This is a genomic window from Klebsiella sp. HMSC25G12 (assembly GCF_001807705.1).
In the GTDB taxonomy this organism is placed as follows: Bacteria; Pseudomonadota; Gammaproteobacteria; order Enterobacterales; family Enterobacteriaceae; genus Klebsiella; species Klebsiella variicola.
In genome coordinates, this window is record NZ_KV789843.1 from 59615 (window position 1) to 74017 (window position 14403).

At 53.0% G+C, this 14403-nt stretch carries 13 protein-coding genes; 7 read left to right on the forward strand and 6 right to left on the reverse strand.

The features are described from left to right. Window positions 1-186 precede the first annotated feature (186 nt). Window positions 187-822, forward strand: coding sequence for a peptide-methionine (S)-S-oxide reductase MsrA (gene msrA, locus HMPREF3096_RS07125; protein WP_008807152.1), 636 nt, complete (start codon window positions 187-189; stop codon window positions 820-822). A 30-nt stretch (window positions 823-852) separates the two neighbouring features. Here the strand turns inward: msrA and HMPREF3096_RS07130 are convergent, their stop codons facing one another. The 3 genes from HMPREF3096_RS07130 to HMPREF3096_RS07140 form a co-directional block, all read right to left on the reverse strand. Further along, window positions 853-1524, reverse strand: a complete 672-nt coding sequence (locus HMPREF3096_RS07130; protein WP_008807153.1) for a hypothetical protein — start codon at window positions 1522-1524, stop codon at window positions 853-855. A gap of 99 nt (window positions 1525-1623) precedes the next feature. Continuing rightward, a complete protein-coding gene (locus HMPREF3096_RS07135) occupies window positions 1624-2913 on the reverse strand; it encodes an Nramp family divalent metal transporter (protein WP_012543094.1) in 1290 nt (429 codons plus the stop codon). Between the two features lie 129 nt (window positions 2914-3042). After that, window positions 3043-3975 carry a dihydrodipicolinate synthase family protein gene (locus HMPREF3096_RS07140; protein ID WP_008807155.1) on the reverse strand — a complete coding sequence of 311 codons (933 nt, stop codon included), beginning with the start codon at window positions 3973-3975 and terminating at the stop codon, window positions 3043-3045. A 291-nt stretch (window positions 3976-4266) separates the two neighbouring features. Here HMPREF3096_RS07140 and HMPREF3096_RS07145 point away from each other — a divergent pair, with 291 nt between their 5' ends. Beyond that, on the forward strand, window positions 4267-5289 hold the full coding sequence (locus HMPREF3096_RS07145) for a LacI family DNA-binding transcriptional regulator (RefSeq protein ID WP_012543095.1): 1023 nt from the start codon (window positions 4267-4269) through the stop codon (window positions 5287-5289). 104 nt (window positions 5290-5393) lie between these two features. Here the strand turns inward: HMPREF3096_RS07145 and HMPREF3096_RS07150 are convergent, their stop codons facing one another. Continuing rightward, the gene (locus tag HMPREF3096_RS07150) at window positions 5394-6146 is read right to left on the reverse strand and encodes an oligogalacturonate-specific porin KdgM family protein (protein ID WP_008807157.1); all 753 of its coding nucleotides are present in this window, start codon (window positions 6144-6146) and stop codon (window positions 5394-5396) included. Between the two features lie 520 nt (window positions 6147-6666). Between HMPREF3096_RS07150 and HMPREF3096_RS07155 the strand changes: the two genes are divergently transcribed. The 4 genes from HMPREF3096_RS07155 to araC all read left to right on the forward strand — a co-directional run bounded on the left by HMPREF3096_RS07155 (window position 6667) and on the right by araC (window position 12368). After that, a complete protein-coding gene (locus tag HMPREF3096_RS07155) occupies window positions 6667-8004 on the forward strand; it encodes a polyamine export protein PaeA (RefSeq protein ID WP_008807158.1) in 1338 nt (445 codons plus the stop codon). Window positions 8005-8204: 200 nt separating this feature from the next. Next, entirely contained in the window at window positions 8205-9437 is a 1233-nt protein-coding gene (locus tag HMPREF3096_RS07160; protein ID WP_032731798.1) for an oligosaccharide MFS transporter, read from the forward strand. 18 nt (window positions 9438-9455) lie between these two features. Next, complete coding sequence (locus HMPREF3096_RS07165; RefSeq protein ID WP_032731796.1) at window positions 9456-11465, forward strand: beta-galactosidase; 2010 nt, start codon at window positions 9456-9458, stop codon at window positions 11463-11465. A 30-nt stretch (window positions 11466-11495) separates the two neighbouring features. Beyond that, complete coding sequence (gene araC / locus HMPREF3096_RS07170) at window positions 11496-12368, forward strand: arabinose operon transcriptional regulator AraC (RefSeq protein WP_004178353.1); 873 nt, start codon at window positions 11496-11498, stop codon at window positions 12366-12368. Window positions 12369-12429: 61 nt separating this feature from the next. Here the strand turns inward: araC and HMPREF3096_RS07175 are convergent, their stop codons facing one another. Then, window positions 12430-12636 (reverse strand): DUF1107 domain-containing protein, encoded by a 207-nt coding sequence (locus tag HMPREF3096_RS07175; protein ID WP_002886707.1) that lies wholly within the window; start codon window positions 12634-12636, stop codon window positions 12430-12432. Window positions 12637-12959: 323 nt separating this feature from the next. Here HMPREF3096_RS07175 and HMPREF3096_RS07180 point away from each other — a divergent pair, with 323 nt between their 5' ends. Further along, window positions 12960-13517, forward strand: coding sequence for a YtfJ family protein (locus tag HMPREF3096_RS07180; RefSeq protein WP_032731792.1), 558 nt, complete (start codon window positions 12960-12962; stop codon window positions 13515-13517). On the opposite strand, the gene cysQ is transcribed toward HMPREF3096_RS07180, so the two are convergent. Further along, entirely contained in the window at window positions 13507-14250 is a 744-nt protein-coding gene (gene cysQ, locus HMPREF3096_RS07185; RefSeq protein WP_012543098.1) for a 3'(2'),5'-bisphosphate nucleotidase CysQ, read from the reverse strand. The two genes, HMPREF3096_RS07180 and cysQ, sit on opposite strands and share 11 nt — an antisense overlap. Window positions 14251-14403 lie beyond the last annotated feature (153 nt).

Sequence of the window (14403 nt, forward strand, 5' to 3'; positions counted from 1 at the left end):
TTCCCCCTACAGGAAACACTGGCGCCGCTCCACGGCTTAACAAAACCCTAACAACCAGGGTTGAAAAAGTGGCAATAACCCAAATAATTCTTATGTATTAATCTAGACGTATTACGCGTGTTTATTGTGTTAAAAGACACGCTTCGTTACAACCTTAACGACGATTTCTGTATTGAGAGGCCAACCGTGAGTCTATTTGATAAAACGCATCTTGTCGCCCAGGCGGATGCGCTGCCTGGACGCAATACCCCCATGCCAGTGGCGACGCTCCACGCAGTTAACGGCCACTCGATGACCAACGTCCCGGCGGGGATGGAAGTGGCGCTGTTCGCCATGGGCTGCTTCTGGGGAGTGGAGCGCCTGTTCTGGCAATTGCCGGGGGTTTACAGCACCGCCGCAGGCTATACCGGCGGCTATACGCCAAATCCGACCTATCGCGAAGTGTGCAGCGGCCAGACCGGTCACGCGGAAGCAGTGCGCGTGGTTTACGATCCGCAGGTCATTAGCTATGAGCAGTTATTACAGGTGTTCTGGGAAAATCACGATCCGGCGCAGGGCATGCGACAGGGCAACGACCACGGTACCCAGTACCGTTCGGCGATTTACCCGCTGACGCCGGAACAAACGGCAGCGGCAAAGGCCAGCCTCGCCCGCTTCCAGGCGGCGATGAACGACGCGCACGATACTCGTCACATCACTACCGAGATCGCTACCGCCAAACCCTTCTACTATGCCGAAGACGATCATCAGCAGTATCTGTATAAAAACCCGCACGGCTATTGCGGCATCGGCGGCATCGGCGTGTGCCTGCCGCCTCAGTAACAACCCGATTGCGCTATCGGGGAGTGGTGGTTAATCAGAAAAGACCGGGCCCGCAGGGAAGTGGGCCAGAAATGCCGTCACGGTTAACCATTCACGCAATGACGGAAACGTCATCTCTTTCTCTGCCAATGCCCGATCGAAAGCGATTAGCGAATCGATGCCTGCCGTTCCGAACACGCCCCCGGCCCATAGTATTCTTTGCGCCTGGTCCCGCGCCCAGCCACTCTCGCTACGCCAGGCAAGGATATGCAGCAGAGCCTGTAATAAAGAGGCGACGTGGGTGCGCTGCTCTTTCACCAGCCGGCGGTAAACAGGCAGAGCAACACTTCTTATAATGTCGATACTCTCCCATACCGCCTCGTCTTTCAGCAGCCTCCCGGCCTCTTCGCACAGACGATTATGGGTAATAACCTCTTTTTTCTCGATGGTCTTCCCGGCAGCAATCACCATCCCACCCAGCAAATAGAGCGACTCTGGCAATAATGGCAAAACAACCCGCCGTTCTCTGGCAAGCTGCTGTCCGGCATAAAGGCAGTTAACCACTGTTTTTTGGACGTTGTATGGCTCGCTGTGGCTATCGAGGAGGTGTAACTCAGGTACCAGGTGATTCACTAAATCCACCGCCCGGACAGAGTGAAGAATAATGCTGCTCTGTTCGGAGGTCTGTATTCTCTGCACATCCAGTAAAACAGTCTCTTCCATTTTATTTTCCCTCTGTTATACGTACTTGCACAACGCCCATGCCGGGACGCATCTGATTCCAGCCTTCGCTTAATCGCGCAGCATCAGTCATACCCCACCTCAAAACAGGGTTGAAAGAGAGGACATAAACTTAGGTAAGGTATTTATCAGCGCAACGAGAGTGAGCAACAAACAAAAGAGATAGCTGATCGCCATGCATATTTGTAATAACCGTGGCGCCTTGTATCCTTTATTAATATCCTTTCGCCACAGCAGCAGGCAAATAAACAAGCCGGCGACCGGCGTGGATACCGCCGTTGCCACATTCGCTAAGTAAATTAACTGCACCGGCGAACCGCCAAAGCTAAAGCAGATTAACCCCGCCACCACCAGCACCACCATGGATCCCCACTGGACCGCTTTACTCTCCAGCGCGGTAGATTTATTGAAACCGGAATTGAGCAGCACAACCCCACGCTGAGTATTCCCCAGTAGAGATGAGAAACCCGCCCCCAATAGGGCGACACCCATAATGTATTTTGCCGCCCGTCCCATACTGGGCGTTAACAAATCGGCCAGCTGCGTCGGCGTATTGATTGATATCCCTTGCGGAAAAAGGACGATGGCCCCCACCAGAATAATCGCCCCGCTGATCAGCAGCACACCGATAATATGGGCGACGGTATCCGCCACCATCACGCCATTAAAGAGGTCATCTTTTTTCCATTTTTTCTCTTTGCCAAGGTAAGTGCCGTAGATCCCGGTCGTCAGGGAGGCATTGGTACTGATAAAGCCCAGGGCGGTGACTAAACTCCCCGCAGGAAACATCCAATGCGTTAACCCTTCGCCACTGGCTTTCCAGTCTGGTCCCCCCGTCCCTACCAGGGTAATATAAAAAGCGATAATCATTGCCACAATACAAATAGTGATCCCTTTTTCGACTTTGGAATAAACGCCTTTAGAGAAATAGCAATAGATCATCACCGCAATCATAATTAACGCACCGAGTTTCCAGTCAATGCCGAAAACCAGGTTCATGCCGGCCCCGGTACCCGAGATATTCCCCATGGTAAAAAAAAGACAGGCTAAAAAAGTAGCCACCCCCACAAACCCCGAGGCGACTTTACCGTAATAGTGACGTATCGCCTCGATTGACGGCATTCCGGTGAGCATCGAGATACGATAGGTCGTCAACATAAACGTGATCCCCATAAAGGCAATGGGGATCAGCAGCCATAACAAAGAGTAGCCATAGTCCGCCCCTAACATCGACGCGGTGGTGATAGCGCCGGGACCGACAACGACCCCGGTAAGAACAATACCCGGACCAATACGGCGAATTAATTGAGAGAAGGGAAGTTTTTCTATTTGTGCGGGTACAGTGGAAGATGTTTTTTCTAAATTATTCATGACAGCCTCATTATATTATCTTTACAGAATATTATATGGCCAACCTTATATATTGAATAAAACCGGATAGTCCCTGGTAAAACCAACCCGTATTCATGAAGAATACGGGTTTAACATACAAATAATGAATTAAATAACCGCTTTTTTAATACCTGCTTCACGGATAGCCGCTTTGATCTCTTCTTCCGCGCCGGGTTCCAGCGGTAACAACGGTGAACGAACGGTCGCGTGTTCCAGGATGCCACGTTCAACCAGAGCATGTTTCAGCGCGACCGTGCCTTCCATATGCGAGCCACGGTGATAAACGGCCTTGGTAACCGGCAGCAGACGATCGTGAACCGCTTTGGCCTTCACATAATCCTGCGCTTTTCCGGCCTCCAGCAGCTCTAACAGGAGTTCCGGCGCAATATTGCCATACCCCACCAGGAAACCATCAATATCAAAAGCGGTATGCAGCAAATATTCATCATGACAGCTGAGGATTTGTAAATCAGGGCGTTCGCGGCGAATCACCGGAATTTCCGTATCCCAGCGGCGCATATTCCGCACGCCATTTTTCATCGCAAAGACTCCCGGTTGCGCGGAGATATCCAGCATCGTTTCGAGGTTATAGGTGGCTTTCGTGACATCCGGATACTGAAACAGAATAAGCGGCAGGCCGCTCTCTTCGTATACCACGCGATAACGATCCTGCGGCGCCCCTTTTTGGTAGCCAAAACGCAGCCAGCCATGGGAGGGATACAGCAGGCCAGCAGAGGCGCCAGCGTCGACGGCACGCTGTGCTTCCAGCGCCGCCACTTCCGTCCCTTCGCCGGTAATACCGGCGATAACCGGCACGCGGCCTTCGGTCGAGTCCACAAAACTACGGATAACATCGGCCTGCTCCTGCTGAGTCAGGAAGGTACCTTCCCCGGCATGTCCCAGCACCACCAGACCTTTCACGCCTTTCACGCTGCCAAGCCAGGAACCTAAGCGTTTGATCGCTTGATGATCGATGCGTCCATCGCGGGTAAAAGGGGTAACGGGGGCTGGAACAATACCACGCAAATCAAGTGCTTTCATGTTAACTCCTTACACATTTCAACAATAAAGATGATAAAATCCCCTTCTTGAAATCGATTGCAGGAACGATTGCAAGTGAATTGAAATGTCTTCCCTTTACTCCGCAAGATCAAGGGTACTCTGCGAATAAATGCAATTCGAATCACAAAAAAGAGCGGCTTAAATGTTTATCAATCTGCATTACGTGATCTATTTCCCACATTATTGCCTGTTACCGCTCACGCCAATTCAGTTGCGTGGGCGAAATAACTACGAATACAATCTCAGCTGAATTTAAACAGGGAATCGGTCATGGGAAATCAGTCATCTTCAGAGCAAAATGGAAGAACGATCACGATGCAGGATGTGGCACGCGCTGCAGGCGTGAGTGTTTCAACTGTTTCACGCGTGCTGGATGAACGTCTCCCCCCGTCCCGCAGCCCTTCCGCTGAAAAAATACGCGAAGCGGCGAAGCAGCTGGGTTATCGACGTGACTATGTGGCGTCAAGTCTGCGCCGGGGCGATACCGGCACGATAGGCGTCCTGGTCCCCAGATTGACTGACACGGTGACGGCGATGTTCTATGAAGCCGTCTCTCAGGCCGCTGCGCGCCATGGGTATTTCACGGTAGTGGCCACCTGTGGCAACGATCCAGAAACGGAAGAGCGCGCCACGCAATCTCTGTTAGACCGCCGGGTGGACGGCCTGATCCTTTCCACCTGCCGCCTGGGCGATCGCCTGCCCCAGCAGCTACGGGAAAAACAGATCAATCATGTTCTGGCGCTACGCACCGACGGTATAAGCCCATCGGCCATTGGTGATGACGAACTGGGGGGTTATCTGGCGACCCGCCATTTACTGGATTTAGGGCACCGGGAAATCGGCATCATTGCCGGGCCGAATTTTTCATCAAGCACCTTAAACCGGCAAAAGGGTTTCCTGCGGGCCATGCAGGAAGCGCAGGCCGAGGTGAATCCCCAGTGGTGGCGAGATTCCGATTTTACCATTGTGGCCGGTGAAAACGCCGGTTATGAAATACTGAATAGTCCTGCGCGCCCCAGCGCCATTTTCGCCGTCAATGATGACCTGGCGATCGGCGTGATGGCGGCGGCACATCGACTCGGGCTGGAGATAGGCCGCGACGTTTCGCTGGTGGGTTATAACGATATTCCTTTGGTCAGCCGCCTGCCGATCCCCTTAACCTCGGTAAAAACGCCGCTTGATCAGCTTGCCAGCCATGCTGTCGAATTACTGTTAAGCAACCATGCGGAAAATCCCCAGCGCTATTCTCTGCCGACGCTGATCCCGCGCGCTTCCACGCGGCCTTATCGCTAAGCGGCGAAGGTTCCCGGCCCAAAGGGTGTGACAGGGCCGGGGCAGTATTTAATATTATGCCAGCTAATGTTATCAGATATTGATTCTTGCTCTTCAGGGGGAGGTTATAGCGTAAACGTCATGCCAATACGATACCGTGATTCTGAGATTTTATTTTGGCCGTCATGGTAGCCCTGTTTCCCGAGATAATCATATTCGATATAGGGACTAAACCAGTCATTCCATTTATAGCGTAGCGTTAGCGCATTTTCTGTCGCCGAAGACTTATCATTTTTATACTTATAGTCGTCATTGACGTGGCGATAGACCGTGCCTTGATATAAGGCGCTCCATTGTGCATTAAATTTATAGGCAACATATAAATCCAGACGATTGACGCTATCCCGATGCGACTCACCGGCACTATTGACCGTTTCATAAGTGTTGTAGTCATAGCGATAACGCAGCCCAAAGGTAAGGTCGGGCGTGGCTTTATAATTAACGCGCAGATAAGGCCGTAGCTGAGTGCCTTTGCTGCTCCAGTGATAGATGCCGCCAGGCTGCAAGGCCCATTTATCGGCGAATGGCCAGCTATAGTTAGCCTCTATTTCATTATAATCGACCGTACTGTCGCCAAAGGAGTGGGAACCATCAGCTCTGTCGGTACCCTGGTTGCCCTGATGGTTATTTTTGTTGTTTTTGTTATCCATCTCCATACTCGCCCACCAGCCTGTTTCCCACCCCTGGCTGACCTTATAGCGGGACTCGTAAGAGTGGCTTCCCGCCCGATATCCTCCCCTGACATCAAAGGTCAGCGCGTGGCCGGCTGCAGGAATGCCAAGAACGCAACACATAATAAAAGCGGTTTTTGTACGCATATTTTATCCCTAAAATTAATCATCTCGAAATAAAACGGAAAAGAATATGACCGTATCTATATATTTTACAAATCAATATGAAATCGTTTGCAGTATCGTTTTCAATTACAGATATATTTCTATTACTAAATACCAATGGTCAAGACGGTAAAAATACCGATGCTATTCTCATCACAAATTTTCATCCGTTATTATCATGGCAGGTGAATTTCTGTGATCGACTCCGCTCCCTTTATTAGCCGATCATCACCTTCCCTTTCACCTGCAGCGAGTCGCTCTTGTTGTGGTAAATAACCGGCGCGCGCCTGTCATCATAAGTACGCGTTTACGCTGACGCGTGGCGGAGAGATAACCGCGTAATTAACAATGATTAATCAATGCTCTGGCGATTTTGCTGACTGTTACGCTATACTACCTTCTGAAATTGCCAGCCCGCGCCTGTGGGCGGGTGTTCAAGTAGCTTCCTTATAGTTCGATCAACTTCCCTTCCGAGGATCTGACCTCAACGGTCAGAAAAGATATGTTAAACAGTATTTTAGTAATACTCTGTCTGATAGCCGTCAGTGCCTTTTTTTCGATATCGGAAATCTCACTGGCCGCCTCACGTAAAATCAAACTGAAACTGCTGGCCGATGAAGGCAACGTCAACGCACAGCGCGTGCTGAAGATGCAGGAGAACCCGGGCACCTTCTTTACCGTCGTGCAAATCGGCCTCAATGCCGTCGCCATTCTTGGCGGTATCGTGGGCGACGCGGCCTTCTCCCCGGCGTTTCATAGCCTGCTCAGCGGGTATATGTCGCCGGAGCTGTCCGAGCAGCTGAGCTTCATCATCTCTTTTACCCTGGTCACCAGCTTGTTCATCCTGTTTGCTGACCTGACTCCGAAACGCATCGGTATGATTGCGCCCGAAACCGTGGCTCTGCGCATCATCAACCCGATGCGCTTCTGCCTGTTAGTCTTCCGCCCGCTGGTGTGGTTGTTTAACGGCATGGCCAACATGATCTTCCGCATCTTCAAACTGCCGATGGTGCGTAAAGACGATATTACTTCCGACGATATCTATGCCGTCGTTGAAGCCGGCGCGCTGGCCGGGGTGCTGCGCAAGCAGGAGCACGAGCTGATTGAGAACGTGTTCGAGCTGGAGTCCCGTACCGTTCCTTCCTCCATGACCTCGCGCGAAAACGTCATTTGGTTTGATTTACACGAAGACGAGCAGAGCCTGAAAAATAAAGTGGCCGAACATCCGCACTCGAAATTCCTCGTCTGTAATGAAGATATCGACCACATTATCGGTTACGTCGATTCAAAAGATCTGCTGAACCGCGTACTGGCCAACCAGAGCCTGGTCCTGACCGGCGGCGTGCAGATCCGCAACACGCTGATCGTGCCGGATACCCTGACCCTGTCAGAAGCGCTGGAAAGCTTCAAAACCGCCGGCGAAGATTTCGCGGTGATCATGAATGAATACGCGCTGGTGGTCGGGATCATCACCCTCAACGACGTCATGACCACCCTGATGGGCGACCTCGTCGGCCAGGGGCTGGAAGAGCAGATTGTCGCCCGCGATGAAAACTCGTGGCTGATCGATGGCGGTACGCCGATTGATGACGTGATGCGTGTGCTGGATATCGACGAGTTCCCGCAGTCCGGGAATTACGAGACCATCGGCGGCTTTATGATGTTTATGCTGCGTAAAATCCCCAAACGCACCGACGCGGTGAAGTTCTCCGGGTATAAGTTTGAGGTCGTGGATATCGATAACTACCGGATCGACCAGCTGCTGGTGACCCGTATCGATAACAAGCCAACGGTGCTGGTGCCCAAGCAGGCCGAAGCGGCGGAAAGCCAGAACGCCTGAGCCTGACCTTTTCTCTCTCAAGGGCGGATAACCATCCGCCCTTTTTTTATGTCCCGAATGTGAAGCGGCTCACGCCCCTCTGCCGATAGCAGATTACTCCTGCTCGATAGCGGAACGTTCATGACTCCTCGCCACGCAAAAAGGTAACGTTGCCCGCGTCTACACGATCATATTCCTGAATAAAGGAAGCGAGGGTTACCATGATAACGTCAAATAAAAATTACTTTATCAGCTGTCTGTTTTTCCTGTTCTTCTTTATAGGCTGGGGATGCTGCTACCCCTATTTATCACTGTGGTTAACGGAGACCATCGGCATCAATTATACGGACGTCGGTCTGGTCTATTCCTTTATCGCTATTGTCGCCGTCTGCGTTCAGCCGTTATTCGGCTTCATCTCCGATAAACTGGTATATCGTAAAAATCTGATGTGGATGCTGGCGATTATAATCACGTTATTCGCCCCTTATTGGATCTATGTCTTTGCTCCCCTGTTAAAAATAAATGTGTTCCTCGGCGCGCTGGCTGGCGGCCTTTATATTGGCATGGCCTACGGCGCAGGCTGCGGGGTTTGCGAAGCCTACATTGATAAAGTCAGCCGCGCTTCCGGTTTCGAATTTGGCCGGGCGCGGATGTTCGGCGGCATCGGCGCCGCGATCGGCACCTTTGCGGCAGGAAAACTCTACGGCATTGATCAGAATATGATTTTCTGGTTGGCCAGCGGCGCAGGCGTCTGCCTGCTGGTCATTGTCTGGAAAATGCAGATCAGCGCCCACCCGCAGCAGGGATTGCTGTCTGGCAAAGCCTCGCCGGTTACCCTCCGCGATGCCGTCTCGCTGTTAAAAATTAAAAAATTCTGGTTCTTCGCCCTCTATGTCATTGGCGTCGGGGCGGTCTATGAAACCTATGACCAGCAGTTCGCTATCTATTACAGCCATTTCTTTGAGAGTAAAGCCCGGGGTGCAGAAGTCTTCGGTTATTTAACCACGGGTCAGATTTTCCTTGATGCCATCGTGATGTTCTTTGCGCCATGGTTTGTGAATAAAATCGGCCCGAAAAATGCGCTGTTATACTGCGGGCTGATTATGAGCTTGCGCATTATCGGCTCCGCATGGGCTATTGGCCCGGTATCCATCAGCCTGATTAAACTCCTCCACGGCTTTGAAAGCTCGGTGCTCCTCGTCGCGGCGCTAAAATATATTACCGCTAACTTTAACCCTCTGCTGTCAGCGACCGTTTACTTAATTGGCTTCCAGTTTTCGAAAAGCTTTAGCTCTATTTTTCTCTCGACCGGTATCGGCCATATGTACCAGAGCATGGGCTTTACCAGCAGTTATATCGTACTCGGCGGTATCGCTCTGTGCTTCACGCTCATTTCTTTTATTACGCTGGATAAAGCGCGTGTCTTCGCTTCACAACCGGTGCCCGCGAATTAATGTCAGGAGGTAGTGTGTATGTCTCATTTATTTTATGGCGTGGCGTATTACGATGAATATATGCCGGAAGATCGGCTGGCGAAGGATATCGCCTTAATGCGCGAAACCGGCATTAACGTGGTGCGTATTGCCGAGTCCACCTGGAGTACGCTGGAGCCTGAAGAGGGCCAGTACAATTTCTACCATATCGACCGGGTGCTGGAGGCGATGTATGAGGCCGGCATTGCGGTCATCGTCGGGACGCCGACCTACGCCGTACCGGCCTGGCTGGCGGCGAAACATCCCGATATTCTGGTCACCACCGTCGCGGGGCAGCAAAAATATGGCCCGCGGCAGATCATGGATATCGTCAATCCGACCTTTCGCCGCTATGCCGAAAAAATTATCCGCACGCTGATGGCCCATGTGCAACATCATCCGGCGATTATCGGCTGGCAACTGGATAACGAAACCAAGCATTACGACAATATTGGCCGCTATATGCAGGAGGGCTTCGTGCGCAGCCTGCAGGAGAAATATCCTGACCTCCGGCAGCTGAATCACGATTTCGGTCTGGATTACTGGAGCAACCGCATTGACCGCTGGCAGGATTTTCCGCCGGTGGAAAACACCATCAACGCCAGCCTCGCCTGCGCCTTCTCCCGCTATCAGCGTCAGCAGGTCACCGAGTATCTGGCCTGGCAGGCGGCCATCGCTCGGGAATACGCCCAGCCGCACCAGTTCGTCACCCACAACTTCGATTTCGAATGGCGCGGTTACTCTTACGGCGTGCAGCCGCGGGTCGACCATTTTGCGGCGGCGCAGGCGCTGGATATCGCCGGTGTCGATATCTATCACCCGAGTCAGGCGCACCTGACCGGGCGGGAAATCGCCTTTGGCGGCGCCATCACCCGCTCGCTTAAGCCGGGCCAGAACTACTTCGTGCTGGAAACCCAGGCACAGGGCTTCGCCCAGTGGACCCCCTTCCCGGGCCAGCTACGCCTGCAGGCATTCAGCCATATCGCCTCCGGCGCCGCCATGGTCTCCTACTGGCACTGGCATTCGATTCATAACGCCTTCGAAACCTACTGGAAGGGGCTGCTCAGCCACGACTTCTCGCGCAACCCAACCTGGCAGGAAGCCACCACCATCGGCGCCGATTTCGCCCGCCTGTCGCCGCAGCTGGCGGAGCTGAAGGCCGAAAATGACGTCGCGTTGCTAATAAGCAATGAGGCGATGGACGCCCTCAATCACTTCCGTCCCGGCGATGCCGAGGGCAACATTTATAACGATATCTTCCGCCGCTTCCACGATGCGCTGTATGACCACAATATCAGCCTCGACATCATCCACGATGTGAACGAGGAAACCTCGCGCTACCGGGTGCTGCTCGTTCCCGGTCTGTACGCCGCCGATGATGGCCTGCTAACGCGGATTAACGACTATATCGCCCGGGGCGGCAGAGCGCTGATCGGCTTTAAATCAGGCTTTAGCGATGAAAATGTCAAGGTGCGCAGCAGCGCGCAGCCGGGGATTTTGCACCAGAGCTGCGGCGTCAGCTACAGCCAGTTCACCCTGCCGGAAGCGGCGACGGTAAGCTCTTGCTGCGCAGAGATTGATTGCCGCAATGATAATCAGGCTGAGCTGTGGATGGAGTTGCTGACGCCCGATGGCGGAACCCGCACACTGTTGCGCTATCAGCATCCGGCATGGGGCGAATACGCCGCCGCAACGGCGGCGGATTACGGTCAGGGACGCGCCCTGTACGTTGGCTTCCTGCCGCAGAAGCGCCTGATTAGCCAGCTGTTTGATGTCCTGACGGCGGATCTCATGCTGAACTCGCGAACTTCCGCCTATCGCTATCCGTTAGTGGTTAAAAAGATGCGTAACCGAGCCGGAAATACTATCCACTTCCTGTTCAATTACTCCGGCGAGGCGCTGGATGTTGTCAGCGAGACCGCGGGTACCGCGCTGCTGAGCGGGGAGGCTGTAGACGTCAGCCAGCCGTTGCGCCTCAGGGCCTGGGAATTTACTATCATCGAAAGCTAACGACGCGGCGGCGCCCAGGTGGGAGAGAGAATGGAACTGGATATCAATGAGCTACTCAATTTCTCGCCATTGATGAAGACCTTTACCTTCAATGCCTGGGTCGTCGCAGGCTTCACGCCGATTACCCGCGGCTCCACGCTGGACTACTACATTAATCGCCCGCAGGGGATGAAAGGTTACATCATTAATCTGACCCTGCGCGGCCAGGCGCGGGCGAAAGCGGGCGATGGCTTCCTGCTGTGCCGGGAAAACGATCTGTTGCTGTTTCCTCCCGGCGTGCCCCATCATTACGGCAGGGACGAACACAGCGAGTACTGGGACCATCTGTGGATCTACTTTATCCCCCGCCCCTACTGGATAGACTGGCTAAAGTGGGACCAAACCACCCACGGTATCGGCAAAACAACCATTAACGATCCCGACCAGCTCCAGCAGCTGCGCGATCTTTTCTACGAAGTAATACGCCACCACTCTGCGTCCGTACCGCTGTCAGAAGCGCTGGCAATGAACGCGCTGGAGAGATTAATTCTCCGCTGTTTTCAGCAGCAGCCCATTAGCAACCGCCATGCCCACGACCCACGGATTAACGCCATCTGCGACTATCTTAACGCCCATATTGCGCAGGAGGTAAAAATCGAGACCCTGGCGGCGATGGTGTTTATCTCCCCTTCACGTCTGGCGCACCTTTTCAAAAATGAACTGGGGCAAACGGTCTATGCGTGGCGGGAAACGCAGCGCATCAACCGCGCCAGGTGGCTTATTCAGAGCACCTCGCTCCCACTTAACAAAATTGCTTTATCGGTGGGTTACAGCGATCCGGTCTATTTCACCCGCCTTTTTCGTAAACATAACGGCATCCCACCGGGCGAATATCGCAAACGCTATGCGGAAATGAAGGGCTAAAAACATCAACGGCTCCCATCGGGAGCCGTCTTTTACCTACTACGTACTGCTACGTTTCAGGTTATGCCATCTCAGTTTGCAGACGCAACACCTGACGATTGACTTCGGACATCACTGACAGATGCAGCTTGTCCTTGACCTTCGGGATAAGGATTTTGCCCTTATCAAATTCAAATGCGCCAACGTCCTTGATGTACAACCGTCCACGAAACAGGATCTTCACGTACTTCGCCACTTGCAGCGGATTGTAGCGTTGGAAAATTTTCATTCTTCTCTCCTGCCAGGGTTACGCTCCTGTGGTGCCACAGTTAGCCCACGTATCGGGAGCGCAAATTTTAATGCCCTAAAACTATAGTCCAGAATCTCAGAGGGACCCAGTGTGTATAAGTTTATTTACCGTTTGATGACAATAATTCAGAATTTTCGTTTCGGACATACGATGAAGTAAGTATAAGTCGCCGTTTTTCTACTAATTTGTGCGTCAACACGCAAACTGGCATCCTCATTGCGGGTAATCGCCGCCAATCGCACTTATGATTAAACGAGACCAAGTGGTCGGATCACCTGCATAAAAATGATTAAGGATTACGCATGACCCTACGTAGCATACTGGCCGCCTCGTTACTGCTTCTCCCGCTGCTGGCCACAGCGCATAACTTCGTCGACGGCCAGCGTGTGGCGCCGGTCGGCGTCGCGGATCGGGGAGAACTCATTCTGGATAAGGATAAGTTTAGCTATAAAAACTGGAACAGCTCGCAGCTGGTGGGAAAAGTGCGAGTTATCCAGCACATTGCCGGTCGCTCGTCAGCCAAAGAGAAAAATGCCAACCTGATCGAGGCGATTAAAGCGGCAGGTTTCCCGCACGATCGTTACCAGACTACCACCATCGTTAACACCGACGATGCCATTCCGGGCACCGGCATGTTCGTGCGCAGCAGCATTGAGAGTAATAAAAAGCTTTTTCCATGGTCGCAGTTTATCGTCGACAGCAACGGGCTGGTGCGTAAAGCCTGGCAACTGGACGAGAAGAGTTCCGCGATCGTGGTGCTGGATAAGAACGGGCGTGTGCAGTGGGCCAAAGACGGTGCGCTGACCCAGCAGGAGGTGCAGCAGGTGATCGACCTGCTGCATAAATTGCTTAATAAATAGAGACCCGGAAGCCGGGGTTGAGGAAGGATTCACGCGGCGTGTAGTCGAGGGTTTTGCCCTGCCAGTCGTGAACATGCGCCCCGGCGGCCACCGCGACCGCGTGGCCGGCGGCAGTGTCCCAGGTGCTGGTCGGCCCGAAGCGCGGATAGAGCTGGGCCTGACCCTCCGCCACCAGGCAGAACTTCAGCGAAGATCCGATAGAAGTGGTTTGATGCTCGCCCAGTTGCTCAAGATACTCCTGCAGCTCCGGATCGTTACCGTGAGAGCGACTGATCACCACCAGCGGCGGACGGGCATCGCGGACCTGGATCTGCTTGCGCACCCCGCACTCTTCTTTCCACGCTTTGCCTTTTTCCGCGCTGTACATCACCTTCATCACCGGCGCATAAACCACGCCCAGTGTCGGCTTGCCGTTTTCGATCAGCGCGATATTGACGGTGAATTCGCCGTTACGCTTAATAAACTCTTTGGTGCCGTCCAGCGGGTCGACCAGCCAGTAGCGCTGCCAGTGCTGACGTACCTCCCAGGCCGGCGGGTCCTCCTCGGAAAGAACCGGGGTGTCAGGATCCAGCGCTTTCAGACCGCTGATGATGACGTTGTGCGCTGCGATATCCGCCGCCGTGACCGGAGAATCATCTTTCTTGCTGGCGACGTTGATCGGCTGGTTTCCATCGTAGACTTCCATGATGGCATCGCCCGCGTTCCGTGCAAGCTGACATACTTGTTCTAACATTCTCCACCTCGTCTGGTTACAGTGGCGTTAACTCGTTGTTTTATTTATATCGCATCACCGCGAGTTCCGCTATCTGTGATAACGATGGCGGTTTCTCTGCCCGTTTTTCTGGCAAGATTCACATTTCTGTAAGCAACAGAATATAAATACATT